General features: G+C 60.0%; 19 protein-coding genes. 14 read left to right on the plus strand and 5 right to left on the minus strand.

The window, feature by feature from the left end:
* Positions 1-77 precede the first annotated feature (77 nt).
* The 3 genes from V7D81_RS00105 to V7D81_RS00115 all read right to left on the minus strand — a co-directional run bounded on the left by V7D81_RS00105 (position 78) and on the right by V7D81_RS00115 (position 2,383).
* A complete protein-coding gene (locus V7D81_RS00105) occupies positions 78-518 on the minus strand; it encodes a hypothetical protein (RefSeq protein WP_324313657.1) in 441 nt (146 codons plus the stop codon).
* Positions 511-825, minus strand: coding sequence for a hypothetical protein (locus V7D81_RS00110; protein ID WP_324313658.1), 315 nt, complete (start codon positions 823-825; stop codon positions 511-513). Before V7D81_RS00110 ends, V7D81_RS00105 begins: the two co-directional genes overlap by 8 nt.
* Before the next feature lie 316 nt (positions 826-1,141).
* Positions 1,142-2,383 carry a tyrosine-type recombinase/integrase gene (locus V7D81_RS00115; RefSeq protein WP_324313659.1) on the minus strand — a complete coding sequence of 414 codons (1,242 nt, stop codon included), beginning with the start codon at positions 2,381-2,383 and terminating at the stop codon, positions 1,142-1,144.
* Between the two features lie 635 nt (positions 2,384-3,018).
* Between V7D81_RS00115 and V7D81_RS00120 the strand changes: the two genes are divergently transcribed.
* The gene (locus V7D81_RS00120; protein WP_324313660.1) at positions 3,019-3,675 is read left to right on the plus strand and encodes a putative Ig domain-containing protein; all 657 of its coding nucleotides are present in this window, start codon (positions 3,019-3,021) and stop codon (positions 3,673-3,675) included.
* 3 nt (positions 3,676-3,678) lie between these two features.
* Here the strand turns inward: V7D81_RS00120 and bfr are convergent, their stop codons facing one another.
* Positions 3,679-4,152, minus strand: a complete 474-nt coding sequence (bfr, locus tag V7D81_RS00125) for a bacterioferritin (protein ID WP_324313661.1) — start codon at positions 4,150-4,152, stop codon at positions 3,679-3,681.
* A 137-nt stretch (positions 4,153-4,289) separates the two neighbouring features.
* Positions 4,290-4,478 (minus strand): (2Fe-2S)-binding protein, encoded by a 189-nt coding sequence (locus V7D81_RS23160; protein ID WP_442958323.1) that lies wholly within the window; start codon positions 4,476-4,478, stop codon positions 4,290-4,292.
* A 197-nt stretch (positions 4,479-4,675) separates the two neighbouring features.
* On the opposite strand from V7D81_RS23160, the gene V7D81_RS00130 reads away from it, so the two are divergent.
* The 13 genes from V7D81_RS00130 (at position 4,676) to V7D81_RS00190 (ending at position 23,669) form a co-directional block, all read left to right on the plus strand.
* On the plus strand, positions 4,676-6,172 hold the full coding sequence (locus V7D81_RS00130) for a TIGR03013 family XrtA/PEP-CTERM system glycosyltransferase (RefSeq protein ID WP_324313662.1): 1,497 nt from the start codon (positions 4,676-4,678) through the stop codon (positions 6,170-6,172).
* Between the two features lie 60 nt (positions 6,173-6,232).
* Positions 6,233-8,290, plus strand: a complete 2,058-nt coding sequence (gene prsK, locus V7D81_RS00135) for an XrtA/PEP-CTERM system histidine kinase PrsK (RefSeq protein WP_324313664.1) — start codon at positions 6,233-6,235, stop codon at positions 8,288-8,290.
* 86 nt (positions 8,291-8,376) lie between these two features.
* A complete protein-coding gene (gene prsR / locus V7D81_RS00140) occupies positions 8,377-9,738 on the plus strand; it encodes a PEP-CTERM-box response regulator transcription factor (RefSeq protein ID WP_324313665.1) in 1,362 nt (453 codons plus the stop codon).
* A gap of 101 nt (positions 9,739-9,839) precedes the next feature.
* Positions 9,840-11,291, plus strand: coding sequence for an exosortase A (gene xrtA, locus V7D81_RS00145; protein WP_324313666.1), 1,452 nt, complete (start codon positions 9,840-9,842; stop codon positions 11,289-11,291).
* A complete protein-coding gene (gene prsT, locus V7D81_RS00150; protein WP_324313668.1) occupies positions 11,288-14,074 on the plus strand; it encodes an XrtA/PEP-CTERM system TPR-repeat protein PrsT in 2,787 nt (928 codons plus the stop codon). Before xrtA ends, prsT begins: the two co-directional genes overlap by 4 nt.
* Positions 14,075-14,241: 167 nt before the next feature.
* Complete coding sequence (locus tag V7D81_RS00155; RefSeq protein WP_324313670.1) at positions 14,242-14,934, plus strand: XrtA/PEP-CTERM system exopolysaccharide export protein; 693 nt, start codon at positions 14,242-14,244, stop codon at positions 14,932-14,934.
* Between the two features lie 2 nt (positions 14,935-14,936).
* On the plus strand, positions 14,937-16,541 hold the full coding sequence (locus tag V7D81_RS00160; RefSeq protein ID WP_324313672.1) for an XrtA system polysaccharide chain length determinant: 1,605 nt from the start codon (positions 14,937-14,939) through the stop codon (positions 16,539-16,541).
* A gap of 7 nt (positions 16,542-16,548) precedes the next feature.
* A complete protein-coding gene (locus V7D81_RS00165) occupies positions 16,549-17,460 on the plus strand; it encodes a P-loop NTPase (RefSeq protein ID WP_324313674.1) in 912 nt (303 codons plus the stop codon).
* Between the two features lie 205 nt (positions 17,461-17,665).
* The gene (locus V7D81_RS00170) at positions 17,666-18,877 is read left to right on the plus strand and encodes an outer membrane beta-barrel protein (RefSeq protein WP_324313676.1); all 1,212 of its coding nucleotides are present in this window, start codon (positions 17,666-17,668) and stop codon (positions 18,875-18,877) included.
* 33 nt (positions 18,878-18,910) lie between these two features.
* The gene (locus V7D81_RS00175) at positions 18,911-19,789 is read left to right on the plus strand and encodes an XrtA system polysaccharide deacetylase (RefSeq protein ID WP_324313678.1); all 879 of its coding nucleotides are present in this window, start codon (positions 18,911-18,913) and stop codon (positions 19,787-19,789) included.
* Positions 19,790-19,855: 66 nt separating this feature from the next.
* Positions 19,856-21,007 carry a glycosyltransferase family 2 protein gene (locus V7D81_RS00180; RefSeq protein WP_324313680.1) on the plus strand — a complete coding sequence of 384 codons (1,152 nt, stop codon included), beginning with the start codon at positions 19,856-19,858 and terminating at the stop codon, positions 21,005-21,007.
* Positions 20,986-22,179: a glycosyltransferase gene (locus V7D81_RS00185; RefSeq protein WP_324313682.1), complete on the plus strand. Its 1,194-nt coding sequence runs from the start codon at positions 20,986-20,988 to the stop codon at positions 22,177-22,179. Before V7D81_RS00180 ends, V7D81_RS00185 begins: the two co-directional genes overlap by 22 nt.
* On the plus strand, positions 22,176-23,669 hold the full coding sequence (locus V7D81_RS00190) for a lipopolysaccharide biosynthesis protein (protein ID WP_324313683.1): 1,494 nt from the start codon (positions 22,176-22,178) through the stop codon (positions 23,667-23,669). The genes V7D81_RS00185 and V7D81_RS00190 overlap by 4 nt, the downstream gene beginning before the upstream one ends.
* The last annotated feature ends 1 nt before the right edge of the window (position 23,670 follow it).

Here is a 23,670-nt window from a genome sequence, read left to right on the forward strand (position 1 = left end):
GGGCTGAGTCCCTTGAAATGATTTGTGAGGGAGGCCCCGCGACTTTCGTCGGCGGGGCTCGAAATTTTTCCGAACTCCTACGGCTTCCAAATTAGCGGCGACAATGCACTGACGAGTACATTGAACGCCGGAAAGTCCTTTTCATCGTTGTCGCGGATGAAGGACTCGACACGAATGCGCCCGGTTGCCTTGGATCTGGTGATCTTTCTTCTGCCACCTCGCACGCCGCACGGTGGTAGCGAATCGAGTTCTGTGCGACTCACCAGACCTGCAGCGATCAACGCATCAGGAATTCCAGAGACGTTCAAATTGACAGTCATTCGGCCCGAGCGTTCGCTGTGATCTTGGCGATTGTCGAACTCAAAATCCAAACGAAGGACACGCACCCCCGGCCATGCTCGCTCAAGTGCATCCACCCAGCCGCCGCCGTCTGCATTGCACCAGCGTTGGTCATTGCCCGGATGCTCAATGTTCGTCATCTCCGGCCACTCGGCAGCCGATGCGCTTCTGTTAGCCATGAGCATGACCCCCACTGACAAGCGCCTTCGCCTCGCGGATCGTGGCTTCGGCGGTGCGCCAGAACATCGCGGGGTCCATCTGGTCAGCGATTCTGCTGAGAATTTCGTCAGCGGCGCGCAATGCAAACGTCGGGTGCTGGTCGCCTCCTTCTTCTGCTGACAGCGTATCGATCGCGCCGGACACGATTCCCTTGGCCATCATCAAATCATGTTGCAGTTTGACCAGTTGCACAGCGCCCGCGTGCTTTGGTGAATCGATATTGGGCCTTGCCGGTTGAGCAGACCTCTTTCGATTGGTCTTCGACATGATTGTCACTCCTGTGTCTCGAAATAGGGATGGACGGTGAGCATCGGGGCAGGCTTGCGCAGATGCGGAAAGCTGTCCCAGATGTCCTGCCGATACTGATCCGGCTTTGCCGACGAATCAGTCGGCCGAGTGGGCATCGAGAGATGGAGGACGTTGCCGACGCGGCGAACGGGCGTTGAACGCCTTGCCGGTCTACTATCGCGTGTAGCCATATCTGCACTCCCTTTAAGTGCGGTTGTGGTTAGAGGCGCCGGACCGCTGCAACGGGCCGTGCGCCTCGCTTATTGGGGAACCCTTGCCCCCAAATCTGGAATTCTCATTTCGGTTTCAGTGCCTGGACCTTCTTGTCCACGGTGATGCCGAACGATGGCAGCCGCTCGCGAATCGACTCTGCGACATGCGAGTGGGCGAAGTGGCCGTAGTGTTTCTCCACCATGCGCGTGTCTTTGTGGCCCAGCGTCGTCGCGACGAACATCAGCGGCGTACCTTTCTGCACCAGGTGCGATGCGTAGGTGTGACGCAGCGTGTAGAACGTGGCGGGCGGCGAAATCTTCGCGGCCCCGCAGGCGCCGTTGATCGCGCGCACCCAGTCGATCTTCTTCCATGGGCGGCCATCGCTCTGCATGAAGATGAGATCGTGTCCACCCAGACCGGCGGTCAGAGATTCGAACAGGGCAACGCCGTCATCCGTCAGTGGCACGCGGCGCGGCGGTCGCGTCTTGTCGGTGACCAGTAGCGTCTTGGAATGTGGATCGAAGTCGCGCGCTTCGGCGCGAGCGAGTTCACCGGGGCCGCATCCGGACATCAGTGCGCCCTGGGCGAACTTCCGGAAGTCGGGAGCGCTCGCATTCAGCAGGCGTACCGCTTCGGCCTCGGTGAGCCAGCGCAGCCGTGCGGAGTCCACGCGCGCGAACTTGCCGAGCTTGGCCCACGCATCGTCGGTCGCAATCTTCCGGCGACTCTTGGCGTGATTCAGCATGGCCTTCACAGGCGTAATGATCCGGTTGACCGTGGACCGGCGGCGGCGGCGAAGCTCATCCGTGGACAGTGCCGGGATATCGGCTTTCCTCTTCTCAGGCTTCGGTGGTCGAGGCTTCTTGAAGGCGCGCGGGGTAGGGGTGGGAAGCGTCTTCGCCTTGAAACGCCGCGGCCGTTTGAGGGCCCAGCTCAGCCAGGTGTCCATGTCGGCCGGGGTGAGATCGCCGAGGCGCTTGTCGGCCAGATCGGACTCGAGCACGTAGGCCCTGAGCTTGGCTTCGGTGTCGTCTCCACTCTTGTTGTTGTCTTTCGCCCAGGCGACATAGTCGGCCACGGCATCGGCGACGGTGTAGTGCTTGCCGGCGGCAGCTTCCGCTTTGTGTTTGGTGTCCGCCATCACCAGGCGCTGCGCCTGGCTGAAGGTCAGAACCTCGATGCCGTCGGCGTCCCGGTTGTCGTCGGCTTTCGCCAGCCGGCTCTCGGCGTTCTTGCGGGTGAGGGGGTCATATCGGCGGACAATCCAGGCACTCCCGGCCGAGGACTTGCGATAGCCCAGCGCCAGTCCCTTCTCGATGACCATGAAATAGGGCTCAGGTCGGATTCGGAGCTTCCGCCGAGCCTCAATCGAGGAGAGTTCGTTGCTGCGTTTGACCCGTGCCACGGCGCGTCCGATCGCCGAATCGGGCCCATGGGAAAATCATGGGAAAAATACCGATCCGGACTATGCTGGACAGTGTAGGATAGAAAATACTGTATTTCTAGGGATTTCAGTCACATTCTGGACTATGCCGGTCCGCTCCGGACTGTCTTAACGGCCCTTTCACGGCGGTAACAAGGGTTCGAATCCCTTTGGGGACGCCATTAATGGCCGCCAGGTCAACCTGCCAGCAGATTTCGGCGCCCATCGCCCAAGGTCTGCGGAGCACCCGCTCCGGCCGTCTCGACGCTTGTCATTCTCTCCTAGTCGAAACTACGTATTCCCGCGCCCACTGATGTCGCGACTTCGCGACGTCAGGAAACCTTTTCCATTCAATAAGTTGTTTCCTTCAGCGTGCCTGTTGCACGTCAGCTGTGGGCTGCTGGCGACATTCCTGCGGACATCCAAATTACAAGCATATGATTTTTAAAGAAATAAGCGGATCAGTAGCGTTGGCACGACATTTGTAATTCACCACCTCAATGTTTTCGTCTCGACTTTAGGGAGTTGGTAAACGAGTGCAGCCCAGGATTTTTCTCATTCTTTTCGTCGCGGCGTTGATCACCGGCTGTGGTGGCGGGGATGGAGCTACGAGTTCATCACCTCAGGCGAATCCTCCGCCGGTTACGGGCACGAATTCGGCGCCAACGATTCAAGGTCAGCCGGCGACGGCAATTGTCGTGGGCGAGACATACAGCTTCCAAGTCGCGGCTAGCGATCCGAATGGCGACGCGTTGTCCTTTACTGCCGCCAATCTGCCGGCATGGATGTCGCTGAACGCCAGTACAGGCAGGCTGACCGGTACGCCCGGAGCAGGGGACGTGGGAACGTTTGCCGGAATCAGGATTTCCGTATCGGATGGTCAGGCAGAAGCATCCTTGGTTGCCTTTTCCGTGACCGTGTCCGCTGTCGCCACGGGAAGCGCGGCGCTGTCCTGGTTGTCTCCGACGCAGAATACCGATGGCTCGAGCCTTACCGATCTGGCGGGTTTCACGATTCGATACGGACGTTCGGCCGACGAATTGACGCAATCGGTGTCGATCACGAACCCATCGGTCAGTAGCTACGTGATCGAGAATCTCAGTGCAGGCGCCTGGTTTTTTGCGGTTGTTGCTGTGAACAGCACGGGATACGAAAGCGCGCTGTCCAACGTGGCGACCAAGACGATTGCGTGAGGATCAGGATTTGTCGACCTGCATCTGGCAATAGTTTTCGATGCCGATCCGCTCGATCAGTCCGAGCTGCGTCTCGAGCCAGTCGATGTGTTCTTCCTCTGATTCCAGGATCCGTTCGAAGATCTCGCGGCTGATGTAGTCGCTGGTCTTTTCGCAGTCTGCGATCGCTGCGCGCAGGTCGGGATGCGCCTGCATTTCCAGTTTGAGGTCGCATTCCAGCGCCTCTTTCACGCTTTCCCCGATCAGCAGCTTCCCCAAGTCCTGCAGATTCGGCAGGCCATCTAGAAACAGAATCCGCTCGATCAGCTTGTCGGCGTGCTTCATCTCGTCGATCGATTCTTCCTTCGAATGATGTCCCAGCTTCTTAAGCCCCCAGTTGTCGAACATCCGGGCATGCAGGAAATACTGGTTGATCGCAGTCAGCTCATTCTTGAGGACCGCATTGAGGTGCTTGAGGATGGTTGCGTTGCCTTTCACGGCCGAAGCTCCGGTTCGTCGAAGAGAATCGAGGAGCCCGGATCTTGGACGAGCGGGTGCGATCAGGCAATGTGTGAGAAGAGAAAAACCCGAGGATTTACCTTGAGATACGAACGAAGGGGCGAATGCAAATCAGTTCAGGCGGCGACCGGCCGGCTTGCAGATTCGATCTGACAGGAAATGATTTCCTGAGCCGTGTCTTCACAGCGGCCGCAACAGTTTGCCACCGGTAGATAGCACTGCACTTCGGGAAGCGTTCCAGCACCCCGATCCACGACTTCGCGGATCTGCCGATCGCTGATGCCATTGCAAAGACAGACGTACATGCGCTTGCCCGGTAGGATGGGTGAGGGCAATCTAAATGGAAATGCGAATGATTGTCAATTGTCCGCCACCAGAGACCACGAGCGCGGGCGATTTGACAGTAGGTTCGTGTGAAACCCTTCACGCGGTTGTGAGGGTGGAGTGATTAGACTTCGGTCCGCTTGCTGAATGCGGGCAGGCCGGGTTCCATACCGCTGCTTTGCGCAACGCGCTGAATCCTCAAGTGGTTTTCTTGCCGGTCTACGGGCTTTTGCCTGAGGCTAGGCAATTGCATTTACCAAAGGCACCGGACGAAGTGGCAATAAGAATCTTTCAGCACTACTGGCAGCTTCCACTTGCCCTTCTTGCCCTCGTCGAGGCTTCGCTGTTCTTTCTTGCTCTGTATGCCGCCACTTTGACGGGTTTGGATCCGGCGATCCGCCCGGCAAATCCGTTCCTTCCAGAGATATGGCCGCAGGCCCTGTTGTTCTCCGGCGCGCTGTTTCTTTCGGGGACTGCCATGGGGTTGTACAACGCCCGTCAGCGTTCGCGCCTGACTGGCGTCCTTGCGAGAGTGGGGGCCAGCATGGTGGGCGGCGTTCTCCTGATAGCGGTGATCTTCTACCTGTTTCCGGCGCTGCAAGTCGGGCGTGCGTTGCTCATGACGGCCGCTGTGCTTTCTTTCGTCGGAGCGGCAGTCGCGAGGATCATCTTCGACCGGGTTGCCGATGAGGATGTCTTCAAGAAGCGCGTGTTGGTCTATGGTGCTGGCAAACGTGCGCAGAGCATCGCAAGGCTACGTCGTCGTTCGGACCGTCGTGGATTCCTGCCCGTAGGTTACGTCGCGGCGGGTGGCGACGATCCCGATGGCGTGCCAGAGGCAGCGAGAATCAACTCTTCGGACTCGTTGCTCGGTATCTGTCGCAGCCTGGAGGTCGATGAAGTGGTCGTCGCCATGGACGATCGCCGACGTCAGTTCCCGATGAACGAGCTTCTTGAATGCCGGCTGGAAGGGATCGAAATCATTGAGCTCATCAGTTTTCTGGAGCGCGAAACCGGCAAGGTGCGGCTCGACGTGCTCAATCCGAGCTGGATGATTTTCTCGGAAGGGTTCCGCCAGGGACGAATCCACAGCACCCTGGAGCGCGCATTCGACGTGCTCGCGAGCCTGATTCTGCTGGTCGTGGCGTTGCCGTTCATGCTGCTGACCGCCATGGCGATCAAGCTCACGGAAGGTCCGCGTGCCAGCATTTTCTACAGACAGCTTCGGGTGGGGCAGCATGGCAGGCCCTTCAAGCTTCTCAAGTTCCGCAGCATGCGTGAGGATGCCGAGCGCCACGGTGCGCAGTGGGCGCAGAAGAACGACAATCGCGTTACGAAGGTTGGGTCGTTCATCCGACTGACCCGCATCGACGAGTTGCCGCAGATTCTCAATGTACTGCGCGGCCACATGAGCTTTGTTGGTCCGCGCCCTGAGCGTCCTGAATTCGTTGCACAGTTGAACGAGCGCATCCCGTACTACCGGGAACGACACACAATCAAGCCCGGTATCACGGGATGGGCGCAGTTGTGTTACCCGTACGGCTCGTCCGAACAGGACGCCGCGGAGAAATTGCAGTACGACCTGTTCTATGTGAAGAATCATTCATTGCTGTTCTATCTCGCGATCATTCTGCAGACAGTGGAAGTCATCGTCTGGGGCAAGGGTGCACGCTAGTGTGAGCTGGGTGGCGTGCACCGGCATCCGGCGCGCGAGCTGTGTTTCGGGTGTTCTTCCATGAGCAATGCAGGAGTGGCGACTTACGCGATCGCAGGACTCGGCTTCTTATTCCTGACGCTGTTGCTCGCGATCAGTTGGCGCGGCCGCAGAGTTGGTGCAAGGCTGATCGGCGCGTGCGCTGCGACTTGCGTCTGGGCATTTCTGTTCGCCGTCGAAGCCCGGTTGGGTTCGGCACCTCTCCTTGTCGTCTACGTGGCCGAGGTGCTGCGGGACGCTGTCTGGATACTGGTACTCACCGAACTTGCGCGCCCGACGGCGCCGCGGCTGTTGCTGACCGGCGCGCACGTATTGTGGATCGGTTTGCTGGTGTTCGCCTTGGCGACGCCGTGGCTGCCGGGATTCGGCAGCGGGTCGATGCTGTTGTCGCGTTCAGGGCTGCTGCTGACGCTGTGCGTACTCATTCTGCTCGAGCAGATCTACCGAAATGCATCACACGCGGGACGCAACGCGCTGCGCTACGTCGTTCTCGGTATCGGAGGCATGTTCGCCTACGACCTGTTTCTGTATTCCCAGGCCGAACTGTTGCGCCGCATTTCCATCGATGCCTGGATCGTTCGAGGGATTGTCACCGCACTTGCTGTTCCCATGATTGCTCTGGCGGCGCGCCGCAATCCGCAGTGGTCGTTGGAGGTGTTCGTCTCGCGCCAGGTGGTCTTCTATACGACCACATTCGTCGCGGTGGGCATCTATCTGATCGCGATGGCAATTACGGGATACGTCATGCGCGATCTCGGCGGAGACTGGGGCGCAGTAGGTCAGATTCTTTTCTTTGCCGGTGCCGCGGTGGTGCTGGGATTTCTCCTCTTGTCCGGTGTCCTGCGACGGCAGGTGCTCGTATTCATTAGCAAGCACTTCTACAGCAACAAGTACGACTACAGAATCGAGTGGCTGCGATTCATTCGTACGCTTTCGACGGCAACCGAAGAGGACGCCCGGCGCACTGCGATTCGTGCTGTTGCGCAGATCTTCGATAGCCCGGCCGGACTCTTGTTCGTCGCCGACGAGCGCGGGCGGCAGTTCGTCCCTGTCAGTGCTTGGCCAATGAAGCTGGATGATGTAAGCGGCCTCGCGCCGCTCTGCAACGATTGCGATCTGGTGAAGTTCGTCCGCAAGCGTCAGTGGATCGTCGATCTGCACGAGCACCAACGTATGCCCGACGTCTACGAAAACATCGAACTGCCGGCATGGCTGGCCCGGAATGTAGATCTGCGTATCGTGTCTCCGCTGCCGGAACTGGATCGGCTGTTCGGCTTCTTCGTGCTGTATGACCCGCCGCCGCCATTCGAGCTAACTTACGAGGATCGCGACCTGCTGAAGACTGTCGGCAGGCACGTTGCAACACAACTTGCGCAACACGATGCCGACCGGCGCCTAGCGGAAAGTCGGCAGTTCGAAGCCTACAACCGGCTGACGGCGTTCATGATGCATGACCTGAAGAATTCCGTGGCGCAGCTACAGCTCATCGTGACCAACGCACCCAGGCACAAGCACAATCCGGAGTTCGTGGACGACACCATCGAAACCATTGACAACACGGTCGATCGCATGACCCGATTGATCGAACAGTTGCGGCAGTCGACGGCCGGGCATGTGGTGGAGATCATTCGGTTGGACGATATGGTGCGCAACACGGTGGATCGCTGCAGTCTGCGTGCGCCAGTGCCGCGGTTCGACACGGAAGAGCGGGCGATTCACGTCAAGGCTGATCCGCAGCGCCTGTCGGCGGTCGTCGAACACATCATCAGGAATGCCCAGGATGCCGCACCGGCGGGCGAAATTGTGGTTCGGCTATCGTCCGGAGCGGACGTCGCGACACTGACAGTCACTGACAACGGTAAGGGCATGGACGCCGAGTTCGTGCGGGAGCGCCTGTTCCGCCCGTTCGACAGCACCAAGGGGTCTAAGGGCATGGGAATTGGCGCATACCAGACGCGCGAGTACGTGCAGATGCTCGGCGGATACGTGGAAGTGCAGAGCAGTCCCGGTCGCGGAACGCGATTCTCGATTACCCTTCCGACGGAGCCATTCGAGCGCCCCGTCCGCTACGGTCGATAGTCGACATGGATTGCCGTCGTCTACGGATGTGGCGGAACTCTGATTGTGGCTCAACACGCTAACCCATTGCCGAGCCGGACCCTATCGTGAACGACACCAAGCCTAGGCTGCTCATCGTTGAGGACGACGCTGGACTGCAGCGGCAACTAAAGTGGTGCTTCGACGATCATGAAGTGCTCATGGCGTCCACTCGCAACGAAGCGATTGCGCAATTGCGCCGTTTCGAGCCGCCTGTGGTGTTGCAGGATCTGGGTCTGCCGCCGGATCTGGAAGGCGTGGGCGAGGGCATGGCCACACTCAAGGAGATTCTGAATATCGCGCCTCAGACCAAGGTGATCGTGGTCACAGGCAACCACGACCGCGACAACGCCGTGACGGCCGTTTCCTTGGGCGCTTACGATTTCTACGAGAAGCCGGTCGACACCGATGTGCTGCGCCTGCTTGTCAGCCGAGCGTTCAACCTCCACGCGCTGGAACAGCAGAATCGGCAACTGCGGGAGGCGCAATACAACACGCCATTCCAAGGATTGATAGCCACCGATGAGGCCATGCTCAAGGTCTGCAGGATGGTGGAGAAGGTTGCGCCCGCAGATGTATCGGTGTTGATACTCGGCGAGAGCGGGACGGGTAAGGAACTTCTGGCTCGCGCGGTTCACAACCAGAGCGCGCACACGGCTGGCAGGTTCGTCGCAATCAATTGCGCCGCGATTCCCGAGCAACTCCTCGAAAGCGAATTGTTCGGTCATGAAAAAGGGGCGTTTACCGGCGCAGTCAAGCAAACCCTTGGTAAGGTGGAAATGGCCAATAGCGGTACGCTGTTCCTAGACGAGATCGGCGACATGCCGCTGGCATTGCAGGCCAAGCTGTTGCGGTTCCTGCAGGGGCGGGTGATCGAACGTGTCGGCGGCCGCGAGGAGATACCGGTCAACGTGCGTGTGGTATGCGCGACCAACAAGGATCTTCAGGCGCAGATTGCTGCGCAGCAGTTCCGACAGGATCTCTTCTTCCGCATCGGCGAAGTTACGATCAACGTGCCGCCGCTGCGGGACCGACCGGGCGCCGCAACCGTCCTTGCGCATTCTCTGCTGCGAAAGTTCGGAGGGATTCATGGTCGGCCGAAGCGGGGATTTACGGAGGAAGCCATCGCCGCGCTCGAGGCCTATGAGTGGCCTGGAAACGTTCGTGAGCTTGAGAATAAGGTTAAGACCGCGATGATCATGGCCGAAGGAACGCAGATCACTGCGGAGGATTTGGGCCTGCGTGAAGCCGTCGACGGCACATCGCTGTTCAACCTGAAGGAAGTGCGCGCGCGCGCCGAGCGGCAGGCGATCCGACAGACCTTGATCATCACGGACGGCAACATTTCCAGGACCGCGGAGATGATCGGGGTCAGTCGGCCGACGCTATATGATCTAATGGAGAAGTACGGAATTCGGTCACCGCAGTGAGATCGATGCCGCAACCCGTATCAACATACCAAGGCTCGACTTCATATTTGCCATCGAGCGCTGGTTCGGCGAGTCGTGCAAGGCTCTTGGCTTGTGCGATCGTGGCCTTGCTAGCCGGCGTGTTTGTGCTGCATTGGCCCAGTTCTGACTCGCTGCTGCAGTTGTGGAGCGATACGTCAAAAACTACTTATACGCACGGCTTTGCGATTGCCGTCCTAGTCTTATGGCTGGTGCTGCGTAAACGCGACCAGTTCATCGGTAAGCTCTGTCGGCCGAGCATGCCGGCGGCGCTGTTCGTTCTCCTGGCGGGACTGGTCTGGATCGTCACTGTGCGCAGTGGCATAGAACTCGCGCACCAGTTGCTGTTGCTCGCGATACTGTGGTTGTCGGTGTGGGCGGTCTTCGGGAGGTTGATCGCCTTGCAACTGTGGTTTCCGATCGGATATCTCATCTTTGCGATCCCCCTCTGGGATCAGGCGAACTCGCTGCTGCAGGGTGCGACCGTTGTGGCGGTGCAGTTCCTACTAAAACTCAGCAGCATCCCGGCCTACGTCGAGGGAAACTTTGTGCATCTCGCCGCCGGCGTGTTCGAGGTGGCGGGCGGCTGCAGCGGCATCCACTTTTTCATCGTGTCGCTGGCCATTTCGACACTCTACGGTGAGATTGGGCGTGACAGTGCAAAGGTTCGTGTGCAACTGGCCGCAATCGCCGCCGCTCTCGCGTTGCTGACGAACTGGTTGCGCGTTTACATTATTGTCGTCGCTGGTTATTTGACGAACATGCAGCACTATCTGGTGCGGGTCGAACACTACAATTTCGGTTGGGTCGTGTTTGCAGTGATGATGACCGTGTTCTTCGTGATCGCCCGACGCTTCGTGCCGCCGGCCGAGAAGACGACGCAGGCTGCAGGTTTCGCGGCAGCATCGGTGCCGTCATGGAGCAGGGTTGTTCTGGGCATGTTGATGGCCCTGATCGCCATTATGGCTGCGCCGAGCTGGCAGATCCTGACGCCAGTACAGCCGGCGGCGCTACCGTCGATCGATGCGTTGCTGCCGCAGGCTTCGGGAAGTTGGTCACTCATTTCAGATGAGTCGTCGGCGTGGAATCCTGTGTTCGTTGGAGCGGACTACACGTCAAGGCGCGAATACACGAGCCGCGACGGCTTGCGTGTGCAAGCGTTCGTCGCGAGCTACGCCCTGCAATATCAAGGCAAGGAGCTGGTGGGGTATGGCAATGCGTTCATCGGACCCGGAGAGGGCACGGTTGTTGCTTCGACGCGCGAGTATGCAGACCATCCTATCACGGAGCTGATCGTTCAAGGCCCGCAGGAGCGGTCGGTGATTCGATACTACTATCAGGTCGGAACCCATAGAACAGACCGAGGTATCGTGGCGCAGCTCCGGTATGGCCTGGTTGCGATCCGTGGCGGAGCGTCGTCGTCCGTGATCGCGTTGCGCTCCGTCTGCCGTCTCGATTGTGATGAAGCGCGAGCGATACTGACCGGCTTTGCTGCTCCCGTACCAATTACTTCCACGCCCCGGGTTAACAAATGAGAAGCGAGACAATGTGCCCGATCTTGCGTGCTACAGCGCTCGCGTGTGCGATGGCGTTGTCGGGTTGCGATTGGTTCATCACGGGAGAGGAACGCGTCGCCCGGGCCGAAAATTACCTCGCATCTGGCGACGACCGAGCGGCGGTCATTGAACTACAGAACGCGCTCAGTTCTGACCCCGACAACGTCTCCGCCCGGTTGATGCTGACGCGGGTCTCGCTGCGAATCGGCGATTTGCAGGGAGCGGAGAAAGAATTGCAGCGCGCCATACAATCCCAGGCGCCGGCCGAGGATGCGGCCGTGCTCACGGCGGAGATTGATCTCGCCCAGGGTGACTACACAGGCTTGCTGAAGCGAATTGATGAAGGATCGATCCCGCTCGATTCGACGCAGGCATTGACGTATCGCGGCCTCGCACTGCTGGGGAGCAACGACCGCGCCGCGGCCATCGAAGCATTCAATGCTGCGCTTGCCGCTGATGCGACCTCGATCCGGGCTCGACTCGGCCTCGCTGAGGCATTCGCCCAAGGTGGAGAGTTGGATGCCGCGCTCGCAGAGATCGACAAGATTCTCGTGGACCATCCCGACGATTCGCATGCTTGGCTACTGAAGGGGCGAGTTCTTGCGCGGCTTGGTCAGTTCAAGGCGGCGAACGAAGCTCTAGCGGCAGCACGCAGAGTCGATGGAGGTGAGCTTACTGCTATCGAGCACCGTGCCTTACTGTCGGTGCTGGTCGAAACGGAGCTTGCCGCCGCAGATGTCACGGCGGCACGAGAGGCTCTCGGTGAGCTAAGCCGGCGAGCCGGAGATGCACCAATGGTGCACTTACTCGCCTCACGCATCGCCATGGCGGAACAAGACTACTCCACGGCAGTGGCGGAAGCGCGGAAGGTGGTTGCTGCAGTTCCGGAGCTACCGCAGGGCAGACTGCTGCTCGGCGCGGCGTTGCTTGCCAATGGCAGTCTGAATCAAGCGGAGGTTCAATTGTCGGAGCTGGTGCAGCAGGCGCCGGAGAACATCGAAGCGCGCAGATTGCTGGCAGAGGCGAATCTTCGATTGAGACGGTCTGAAGTGGCTATGCAGGTGCTCGCGCCGTCACAGCAGGCAGCCAGCAGCGATCCTCAAGTCGATGCAATGCTGGGCTGGGCAAATCTCCAGCGCGGCGACCACGCGGTTGTGGTCGATCTGCTGGAGAAAGCTACTACAGCGCAGCCGAACAACGAGAATCTCAAGCTGGACCTCGCGTTGGCCTATATCAGCGCTGGCCAACAGCAGGATGCGATCGATTTGCTCGATACGTTGCCGCCGCGTGTGGGCGACGTGCGTCGGGAACGTTCGGTGATTGCGGCCATCGCCAAGGGAGGAAGTTATGAGGCCGTGCAGCGCGATGTGGAAAGAATCGTATCTACCGACGGTAATGATGCGCGCGTGCTCAACGTCGCTGCAGCCTTCTTCGCGCAGCACCGCAACTTTTCTCGGGCTCGCGATCTGGTGCGCAAGGCGCTGGCGTTGGACCCGAACAACGTCGGGACGTTGTCAAACGCTGCTCGATTGGAAATGGCGGCAGGAGACGACGTAGCGGCCGCCAAAGTCTTGCGAGAATTGCTGGCCATGGATCCCTCGTATCAGGCCGCACGCATTTCACTCGCTCGCTTGGCGCTGCGGAAGGGGAATGTTAAGGAGGCTGCCGCTCAACTAGAGGAATCACGGCGCCTTGATGCCAAAGCTGTAGAGCCGCGTTTGTTTCTTGCCGCGCTGTATTTGAATGAACGTCAGACGCGCCAGGCGAACGAGGTACTCGAAGAACTGAAGGTGCTGGCGGATAGCAGCGCGACGGCGGCTGTAATGACCGGTCGGCTCTATCTAAAAGCAGCGCGCTACGACGAGGCATTGAATCTTTTTCGGGCTGCAGCTCAGCGGGAGCCGGGCAACCCGTCGTGGTTGCTCGAGGTGGCGAGCGCGCAACTTGCGCGTGGCGACAATACTGGCGCGCGCGAATCGATCCACAGGTCATTGCATCTGGATCCGAACTCCATTCCGGCGAACGCGATAATGATCGCGCTCGATCTAAAGGAAGGCCGCAAGGATCAGGTGCTGGCACGTGTTGCACAACTCAAGAAGACTCATCCAGGCAGCGCTATGGTCTCCCTCCTTGAGGGTGACGTCTTACTCGAGTTGCGAGACGCGCTGGCTGCGTCCGACGCCTTCAAGACTTCCTACAGAATCGCACCGTCAAGTGCTGCCGCGATCCGCAGTTACAGAGCGCAAGAGCTTGCTCGCAAGCCGGGATCGACGACGCTGCTCGCGGACTGGGTTCGGCGTCAGCCGGCCGACGTCGGTGCCCGCATGATTCTCGCGCAAGGGCTAATGGTGCAAGGGCAGTCCGCCGCCGCGATCCGACACTACGAACAGGTAGTGGAGAGCGGTGGGGCCAGCGCCATGGTGCTGAATAACCTCGCATGGCTGTATTTCGAAGCAAAAGACGCCAGAGCTGAGTCGACGGCGAAGAAGGCCTACGAGCTTTCTCCGGACGTGGCGGCGATCGCCGATACGTACGGGTGGATCTTGGTTGAAAGAGGTCATGTATCCGACGGGCTTCCCATACTCGAGCGCGCGGTTAGCGCGCCTGGGGCCTCCGCCGAAATGCACTACCACCATGCGGTTGCTCTGGCGAAAAGCGGCCAGCCGGATAGGGCTCGTGACTCACTAAGAAAGCTGCTATTGGTTCCAGAATTTGATTATGCGACCGAAGTACGCAAGCTATTGACGGAACTCGGTGGGTAAGAGGAGGGGTGAGGAGACCGCATACCTCGCTGTCCACCACTGAGATCGTGCCTTAAGGACGACGTTCGTATCGGCCAAAAGCTGGGACATCTCTGCCGCCGGTAGCACAGGTATCTGATAGGCTTGCGATGCTCGGCCCGGCGCCGCGGGCCACACACGTAATGATCATGACCTCGATATCCGCCAAATGGCCCCGCCCCTGCGCGGCGATTGGTCAAATGCTGCTGGTTATGTTCGCCATGGTGTGCGAGCTGGGCTGGTCAGCAGTGCAAGCGGCCGAGTCGGCTCCCCCATCGACGACGTCAGCGGCCATGTTGCCGACCACGGTTGCCACCGTTCCGGCGGAGGCCAAAGTCGGTGATGACTACATAATCGGTCCTGGTGACACGCTGCAGGTGTTCGTGTGGCGCAATCCTGAGCTGACCGTCACGGTTCCGGTGCGTCCTGACGGCAAGATTTCGACGCCACTGGTCGAGGACATGGTCGCCGTAGGCAAGACGCCCTCGCAGCTCGCGCGTGACGTCGAAAAGGTGCTTGAGGAATATGTGCGTTCCCCACAGATCAACGTAATAGTAACGCAGCCGGCGAGCGTGTTCAGTCAGATCAAGGTTATCGGCCAAGTCGTTCGCCCGCAGTCGATCCCGTATCGCGATGGGTTGACCGTACTCGATGCCGTGCTGGCAGTCGGCGGCCTTGGGCCGTTTGCCGCAGGCAATCGTACCAAGATTGTGCGCACCGAGAACGGCAAACCTCGCGAGATCAAGGTGAAGCTCGCAGCACTAGTGAACAACGGCGACATGCGTCAAAACATCGCACTAAAACCTGGCGATGTCATCGTTGTCCCTGAGTCGCGGTTCTGACGATGAAAGAGCTGTTAGATCAGGTTCTTGAAATCGTGAGCGGCGCGTGGCGTTTCCGACGGTACGCGCTAATTACAGCGTGGATTGTGGCCATCGTGGGCTGGCTCGCGGTGTTCGCGATGCCCGACATTTTCCTGGCCAGCTCACGCGTGTTCGTCGACACACGCACGGCGCTTCGGCCGGTGCTGGCCGGATTGACGCTCGATCAGGATGTCAACGCTCAGTTGAACCTTGTGCGGCAATCGCTGCTGGCTACTCCGCAGCTTGATCCTGTGGCGCAGGAGGTCGGGCTGGTGGACGTACGTACTATGAGCGCGCAGCAACGTGCGCGCGTGCTCAGTGGCATGCGTGATCGGATTGCGATCGGAGTGCAGGTCGCAGGTGAAGGTAATGATCGCGATGCGGCTGGTAGCATCTATACTATCCAGTATCGTGATCAGTCCCGTGACCGCGGCCTGCGGGTGGTCGATATCCTCAAGACGCACCTGATCGAAAATACCTTGGGTGGCAAACGCACCGGCTCGGAGAACGTACAACGCTTCCTGCACGAGCAAATCCAGGACTATGAGAAGCGCCTACGTGAGGCCGAGGATCGCCTCGCCGATTTCAAGAAGCGTAATGTCGGGCTGATGCCGGATGAGCAGGGCGGCTACTTTGTCAGGCTGCAGACGGAGATCGACGCCGTAACCGCAGGTCAGGGCAGGCTCGCGATCGCGACGTCGCGCCGCGAAGAGTTGCAGCGGCAGTTGCGAGGCGAAGCTCCGCTCGCAGCGGCAACCGGTATCACCGGTGTCGTGGGCGCGGGTTCGAGCGGCGACACCCTATCGCGCATCAAAGAAACTCAGGCGCAGCTGGATGAACTGCTGTTTCGGTTCACAGACAAGCACCCAGACGTGATCGCTGCGCGCGCGACGCTGCAACAGTTGCAGCAACGACGCGACGCGGAGCTAGCTGCACTACGCCGCGGCGATCCCAATGCGGCGGCGGTTAGCGGCGCGAGTTCCAATCCGGTATACCAGAGCATCCAGCTCGCGCTGAACCAGACCGACGTGGAAATCGCATCGTTGCGGCGCGAGCTGGCCGACCGGCAAGGCAAGGTTGCCGAGTTGCGCGAGATGCTCGATACCATGCCGCAGGTAGAGGCGGAGTACGCACGCCTGAATCGTGACTACGACGTAACCAAGGCAAATTACACGGCACTGGTCGAGCGTCTGGAGAAATCCAGACTCGGCGAGGAAGCGTCAACCAGCGGTTCGGTGCGGTTCGACGTCATCGAGCCGCCGACGGCGTCGTTCAGTCCAGTATCACCGCAGCGCTCGTTCCTCATCATCGGCGTGCTTGGCCTGGCGCTTGGTGCGGGTGCCGGCGTAGCCCTTCTCCTGCATACGCTCAAGCCGGTGTTCACCTCTGCGCGCGGTTTGGGCGAGGTCACAGGTCTCCAGGTTTTGGGGGTGATCAGCATGAGCTGGCTCGAGCGCCAACGTCGGGAAATCCGCCATTCGTATTGGCGTTATTCCGCCGCGGTCGCAGCCCTCTTCATCGTTGGAGTTGTCGTATTGCAGTTGAGTCGCATGGGTATTCGACTCGGTTCGGCGGCGGGTGCATGAGGTACGCATGAGCCTGGTAGAACGTGCCCTGAAGAAATTACAGGAATCGCGCGCAATCACGGACGCAAAATCGCATCAAACCTCGGTGCCCGCCGCGCGCATCATCAATGCGCAGCCCTCAGGCAGTGTCGTCATCCGCGGCATGCCAACACCCGAAAATTTGCCAGTGCCGCGTCGCACGCTGCACATCGATCGCGACATCCTGAGAGACATGCAATTACTTGCGCCGGTGGATTGCGAACGTGCGATCGCCAGCCAGTATCAGCAGGTGAAGCGGCCACTGATCAGCTCGGCGCAGGGCAAGAGCGGCGCCTCTATTCCGAGCGCGCATTTGATCATGCTGACGAGCGCGCTGCCGGGTGAAGGTAAGACGTTTACCAGCATCAACCTGTCTCTCAGCATGGCTCTGGAAAAGGACGTCGAGATCCTACTGGTCGACGCCGACGTCGCCAAACCGCACGTCTCGCGACTGTTCGGACTGTATGAGGAACCTGGGTTGCTCGACCTTCTGGTCGATTCCAGTCTGCATGCCGAATCGCTTATTTTGCCGACCGACGTGCCAGGATTGAGCATGCTATCCGCTGGGAAGCCGATGAACACTGCGACCGAACTGCTTGCAAGCGAGCGCATGACACAGGTAGTGACTCAGCTCGGGAAACCCGGGCGCATCGTGCTGTTCGATTCGCCTCCGCTGCTGCTCTCGACCGAATCACGCGCGCTCGTTCACCATATTGGTCAAGTAGTGCTGGTGGTGCGGGCGGATGTCACGCCGCAGCGCGCGGTGCTGGACGCGATCGACATCATCGGCACAGACAAGCCGGTTAGCCTGATACTCAATCAGGCCAATACACCGCCCTCGAGTGGTTATTACGGTTACGGCTCATATGGCGACGTCGGCGGGGCACCAGCAGCCTCCTGATCGCTCGCGCCTGGTCCGGGGCGCCAGAATTTCGCAAGGGTGGATACTAAAGATGGCAACTGGCACTGCAATGCTTCGCGCTGGCGCCCGCCGAGCTGTATGGGTCTTCCTGGCCAGCCTGACTCTTGCAAGCGCTGTCGCTGCGGAGGTTGCGTACGACGTCAGCGTCGGGATTGGTCACAGTGACAACATACGGCGCACGGAAGTGAACGAGATCGACGAGAACATCACTTCGGTCGGTACGCGATTCTCCGTCGACCACCGTAGCTCGCACGTGCGCGCTGACTTGGTTGGCGATCTGGCCTACGCTGAGTATCTCGACAATACGTTCGATTCCGAGGTGCTGGGTAACTTCACTGGCAAGGCGCGCTTCGCGTTCGTGCCGCAACGCTTCGAATGGGTCTTTACCGACAACTTCGGCCAAGTACTGAGCGATCCATTTGTGCCCGCGACGCCGGAGAATCGCGAGAACATCAATTATTTCACGACCGGTCCGGACTTCACGGTGGGATTTGGCTCGCAGACGCGTGTGCGACTGGGCGCTCGCTATTCGCTCGCGACTTACGAGGACTCACCGCTCGACTCCAGTTCCCTGTCGGGGGAGCTGGCACTGGTCCGTCAACTGTCTACGTCGAACTCGCTGTCCGCGCAAGCGCGTTTCCAGCAAGTCGAATATGATGAGGCGGCGCTGAGCGCGGACTACGAGCAGAGTGAGGCGTTCCTTCGCTACGAGGGGCTCGGCGCGCGCACGCACGTTGGCATCGAAGTTGGCTACACGGAACTCGACCACGAAGCGTCGGACCAGCAAGAGGACGGCCCGCTGGTGCGTGTGGATGTGATGCGGCGGCTGTCGCCCTCGACGACCCTGACGCTATGGGCCGGTCGCGAATTCTCCAACTCCGCCAGTGCCTTTGCGTCCACGCAGGATGCGTCCGGTGCCAACATCGGTGCCGCTCCCGGCCGCCAGGAAGTGCAGCCGTTCATGCACGACTTCGCGACGCTCGGTTGGGTGTGGTCGCGTCAGCGCACGGAACTCGGTCTATCAGCCGCGTGGGATGAGCGTTCCTTCGACCAACAGCCGCTGCTCGATCAAACCACGATGACGTACTCTGCGCAGTTGAGCCGCGAACTGTCCTCGCGCATATCGCTGATGTTGGGTGGCTCGCTCGTGTCCAGCGATTTCGAGCAGCCCGGAGACTACGACGAAACCAACGCGACGGTCGGTCTGCGTTGGCGTCTCGGCGGCCATGTGTCGATGAGTCTGCGCTACGAGTACGCGGACCGCGACGGCGATCTGCCGGACGCGAGCTTCACCGAAAATCGCTATTGGCTCTCTTTTGCGATTAGCCGCGGCGAGTTGCGCAATGCTCCAGTCGGGCCTGAGTTCGCCGTAGATCAGATCCCACAAGGAAACTGATCAGTGCGTTCGGCGTCCACTATCCTCAACGCTATGACGGTAGACGTAGAAGATTATTTCCACGTCGCTGCTCTGTCCGGTTCCATCGATCGATCGCAATGGGAAAACATGGAGTTTCGTGCTGACTCAAGCACACGCCGGCTGCTGGACATATTCGATGGCGCAAGTATCAAGGCCACGTTCTTCGTGCTGGGCTGGGTAGCGAAGAAGAGTCCTCAGCTAATTCGCGAGATCCACGCCCGCGGCCACGAAGTGGCCAGTCACGGCATGAGTCACAAGCTGGTGTTCAACCAATCTCCTGCGGAGTTCGCTGCGGAAACCTATGAGTCCAAGGCATTACTTGAGAACCTTATCGCAGCGCCGGTGCTCGGCTATCGGGCGTCCACTTATTCGATCACCAAACGTTCACTGTGGGCGCTCGATATTCTTAAGGAAGCAGGATTCCAATACGACTCCAGTATTTTTCCAATCCGCCATGATGTCTACGGCATCCCTGATGCCCAAGAGGTTCCGGGGCCGATCCTTACGCCCAAAGGCGCTACGTTGGTGGAATTTCCGATGTCTACTGCATCGTTACTCGGAGTGAAAGTGCCAGTGTCCGGCGGCGGATACTTCCGGCTGCTGCCTTTCTGGCTCACACGTGCCGGACTTAACAAATTGAACCACCGCCTACGGCGGCCGTTCATCTTTTATCTGCATCCGTGGGAGACCGATCACGATCAGCCGCGGATTCCGGCAGGCAAACTATCGCAATTTCGTCACTACACCAATCTGCATCGATGCGAGGCACGCTTGATGCGGTTGTTGGGCGATTTCCAGTTCGCTTCGGTGCGCGAAGTGCTGTCGAGCGCCTCCCTGCTACCCGGCGCACACGATGCGCCGTCACTCTTCGGAGAGAGTAGGCTCTGCTAGTCCGCGTGCCGGTTCGCAGTGGGCGTTTTTTCGTTTCAAATGGTCCTCGTATCTTAAGTTGCTTTCATGCTCGAAGTCGCTTTTTGGTGCCTGCTGCTCCTGGGCGTTTATCCCTACGCAATATATCCAGTGCTAGCCTCGGGAGTCGGCCGATTGCGGCGTCGTGTCGTGCACAGCGACGATGCGTACCTGCCATTCGTGACGGTGATCACAGCGGCCTACAACGAAATCCGACACATGGAGTCAACGATTCGTAACAAGCTAGCCCAAGACTATCCTGCCGAGCGACTCGAAATCATCGTGATCTCGGATGCTTCCGACGACGGGACCGATGCCGTCGTGCAACGCCTAGCCGCTGCGCACCCCAATGTCATCCTTCTGCGCAACGAACCGCGGCAAGGAAAGACTGCTGCACTCAATATGGCTGTTCCGCGTGCGCGAGGTGAAATCGTTGTTTTTGCCGACGCAAACTCAATTTATCGCCCAGACACTATCCGTAAGCTGGTGCGTAACTTCGCGGATCCGGAAGTTGGGTACGTTACTGGCAAGATGCTGTATGCAAATCCCGACGGTTCCTTGGTTGGTGACGGCTGTAGCGCGTTCATGCGCCACGAGAATGCTTTGCGCGTCGCCGAGACGGCGCTAGGTTCTGTGGTCGGTGTTGATGGCGGCGTGGATGCTCTACGCAAGACGCTTTACCGGCACATGAATGCGGATCAGCTGCCGGATTTTGTTCAACCACTTGATGTGGTGGCGCAGGGATATCGCGTCGTGCACGAGCCACTGGCGGTCCTGACAGAAGAAACGCTCACGACGCAGTCTTCCGAGTATCGTATGCGTGTGCGGGTGGCGCTGCGCGCTCTGTGGGCGCTCTGGGACCGGCGCGTGCTTTTGAATCCGTTCCGCTCGGGCATCTTCGCGTGGCAGCTTTGGTCGCATAAGCTGCTGCGCTACATGAGCTTTGCGCCGCTCGCGGCGGCGATGGTTCTGAACTGGCAGTTGCTGCAGCACGGGCCGATCTACGTTCTGGGCGCCGTCGGGCAGGTTCTGTTCGCGCTCTTCGTTCTGTTCGCGTGGGTCGGCCCGAGCGCCCTGGGCAGGTTCGCCCTCAGCCGCTACTGCATGTACTTCGCGCTGCTCAATTTCGCATCCGCCGTCGCGTTCGTACGCTTCGTCCGCGGACAAAAGCAGGTTCTATGGCAGCCGAGAACCGGCTAGCTCAGGGGCGGCCTCCGGTCCCGGTCCTCTACGTTCTCGACGAGCTACGGAACGCGGGCGCAGGCACCGAGACGCAGTTTCTACGGTTGCTGCGTAATCTGGATCGCGGCCGCTTCACGCCAAGCGTGGCGCTGCTGCGTGGCGATGACCGTTACTTCGCCGGCCTGGCCGACGTACACGTCGACGTGCTCGGTATCCGCAGCCTCAGAACGATGAACTTCCTGAGCGAGGCGCTGCAGCTTGCGCGCCGCATGCGCTCGGGGCGTGTCGGCATCGCGCATGTTTACCTGAATGATGCCGCGATCGCGCTGCCGTCGTTTCTGCGGTTGGGTGGTGCGAAGGTGATCGTTTCGCGCCGGGATCTCGGCTTTTGGTACACACCGTCGAATCTACGGCTGCTGCGCGCACAGCGTTTCGCAGTCAGTGCGGTCATCGCGAATTGCGATGCCGTCAAGCAATCGGTGGTGCAGCACGAAGGCTATTCCCCTGATCGCATCGCGGTCATCGAGAACGGATTCGAGCAGCGCAGCGAGCTGCTGGGTCGCAGCGAGGCGCGCCGCAGACTCGGCATCGAGATACAGCGGCCGGTGGTCACCATCGTGGCCAATCTGCGCCCGCTCAAGCGCATCGCGGACGCGATCCAGGCTATCGCCGCCGTGCGCGAGGAATTTCCGCAGATCCTGCTGCAGCTGGTCGGTGAAGATCCGCCGCATCGAGGCTCGCAATCGCATGGACAGGAGATGCGGCAACTCGCCGCCTCGCTTGGGATTGCAGGCCACGTCAGTTTCGTCGGCTCGCAGAGCGATCCGATGCCGTATATCGAGGCGGCCGACGCATGCATGCTGTGCTCCGAAACGGAAGGGCTCTCCAATTCTGTGATCGAATATCTATGGGCGGGCAAGGCGGTGATCGCCACCGACGTAGGCGGCAATCCGGAGCTGATCTCGCAGGGGCGCACCGGCTTCCTCGTACCGGTGGGCGACGTGCGGCAGATGGCGGACAGGCTGCGCGTCGTGCTCGGCTCCGAAGGCCCGGTCATGGGACAACGGGCGCGAGAGCATGCGGTGAGTAATTTTTCGACGCACGTGATGGCGCAACGGCACGCCGACCTGTACGAGCGCGTTCTCAATGGCGGCGGCGAGGGTGCCGGCGTAGCGGTGCGAACCTCATGAGCGCTGGTGAAGCGCGAGCCACGAGCCTCGGGTTCCTGGCGAAACACTCGGCGATCTACGCGGCCGGCAGCATGCTGTCGCGGGTCGCGAGCTTCCTGATGTTGCCGTTGTACACGGCGTACCTCACCCCATTCGACTACGGCGTGCTGGACCTGATCGAGACGACCGTCGGCATGTTCAGCCTGGTTGCGAGCCTCGGAGTCGCGCAGGCGTTGGGCAGGTTCTACTTCGATGACGAGGATCAGCGGCGGCGCAACGCCGTGGTGAGTACCACATTCATCATGGCGACGATTGCGGGAGTGTTGGTGTTCCTGGTGTCGCTGCCGCTGTACGAGCCGCTTACTCGTCTGCTGTTCAAGGAGCCTGTGGATCCCCGCGCTTTCCTGCTGGCGTTCGTGACCATCGCGATCGGCTTGGTCATCGACCTGGGCATGGTGTACCTGCGCGTGGTCAACCGATCGATCCTGTTCGTGGTCGCCTCGATGGCCAACTTGGTGATCGGCGTCGGTCTCAACGCCTATCTCATAGTGGTGGAGAAGCTTGGCATCTTCGCCATCCTGATCGGCAATCTCGCGACCAAGCTCGTCGTCGGACTGCCGCTGTTGGTGTGGATCGTGTCGCGCGTCGGGCTGAAGTTCGACCGCCCTGTGGCCAGGAGCATGTACCGTTTCGGCTTGCCGCTGATGCCATCCGAACTCGCCAGCGTCGCCATCAGCTATTCCGATCGCTATTTCATCAACGGCTTCCTGTCGACCGAGGCGGCCGGTATCTGGGGCATGGCCCAGAAGCTCGGCACGGCGCTGCATCAACTCATCACCAGTCCCTTCCTGATGGCCTTCGTTTCGCAGCGCTTCGATATGGGCCGCTCGCCCAACGCGACCTGGCTGCTCACGTCCTCCTTCCGCTATCACATGGTCGTGCTGATCGTGCCGAGCGCGGTGCTCGCGCTGTTTGCGCCGGAAATCCTGGCCCTGATGACCGCGCCGGAGTTCCAGAAGGCCGGCTGGATCATCCCGTTTGCAGCGCTGTCGATGATCATTCTCGCCACCAAGTACCACTTCGAGTACGGCATCCTGCGAGAGAAGGCCACGCACTATCACATGTTCATCAACACCGGTTCGGCGGCGCTACATGTGGTGCTGAATGCGACTTTGATCGCGTGGCTGGGCCTGCCGGGCGCTATCATTGCGCTGCTGGCCGCGTACTTGGCGAAGAGTGTGAGCTATCTCACGGTCAGCCAGAAGTTCTTCCCGATTCCATACCCGATCGGTCAGTGCACGGCCTTGCTGGCTGCCTCGGCGGTGGTCGTCACGATTGGGCTGACTTTCGCCGGACCCGGCTGGACCTGGATGGGCTTGGCGGAAAAGAGCGTCCTGCTGGTCGCGCTGGCTGTGCTGCCGTTCATCACCAAGGCGCTGTCGCGTGGCGATCTTGCGCGCGTGCAGGATCTGCTGCGCCGGGTGACGGGGCGGCCGGTCGAGCGGGCCTGAG

Source organism: Povalibacter sp., assembly GCF_036735925.1.
Taxonomy (GTDB): domain Bacteria; phylum Pseudomonadota; class Gammaproteobacteria; order Steroidobacterales; family Steroidobacteraceae; genus Steroidobacter.

Bases quoted from the DNA above. Each gene is read 5' to 3' on its own strand.
- V7D81_RS00190 (WP_324313683.1), top strand. From the start codon at position 22,176: ATGAGCGCTGGTGAAGCGCGAGCCACGAGCCTCGGGTTCCTGGCGAAA.
- V7D81_RS00175 (WP_324313678.1), top strand. From the start codon at position 18,911: ATGACGGTAGACGTAGAAGATTATTTCCACGTCGCTGCTCTGTCCGGT.
- V7D81_RS00110 (WP_324313658.1), bottom strand. From the start codon at position 825: ATGTCGAAGACCAATCGAAAGAGGTCTGCTCAACCGGCAAGGCCCAAT.
- V7D81_RS00160 (WP_324313672.1), top strand. From the start codon at position 14,937: ATGAAAGAGCTGTTAGATCAGGTTCTTGAAATCGTGAGCGGCGCGTGG.
- V7D81_RS00165 (WP_324313674.1), top strand. From the start codon at position 16,549: ATGAGCCTGGTAGAACGTGCCCTGAAGAAATTACAGGAATCGCGCGCA.
- V7D81_RS00115 (WP_324313659.1), bottom strand. From the start codon at position 2,383: ATGGTCATCGAGAAGGGACTGGCGCTGGGCTATCGCAAGTCCTCGGCC.
- V7D81_RS23160 (WP_442958323.1), bottom strand. From the start codon at position 4,478: ATGTACGTCTGTCTTTGCAATGGCATCAGCGATCGGCAGATCCGCGAA.
- V7D81_RS00180 (WP_324313680.1), top strand. From the start codon at position 19,856: ATGCTCGAAGTCGCTTTTTGGTGCCTGCTGCTCCTGGGCGTTTATCCC.
- V7D81_RS00105 (WP_324313657.1), bottom strand. From the start codon at position 518: ATGGCTAACAGAAGCGCATCGGCTGCCGAGTGGCCGGAGATGACGAAC.
- V7D81_RS00185 (WP_324313682.1), top strand. From the start codon at position 20,986: ATGGCAGCCGAGAACCGGCTAGCTCAGGGGCGGCCTCCGGTCCCGGTC.
- V7D81_RS00155 (WP_324313670.1), top strand. From the start codon at position 14,242: ATGACCTCGATATCCGCCAAATGGCCCCGCCCCTGCGCGGCGATTGGT.
- prsK (WP_324313664.1), top strand. From the start codon at position 6,233: ATGAGCAATGCAGGAGTGGCGACTTACGCGATCGCAGGACTCGGCTTC.
- prsT (WP_324313668.1), top strand. From the start codon at position 11,288: ATGAGAAGCGAGACAATGTGCCCGATCTTGCGTGCTACAGCGCTCGCG.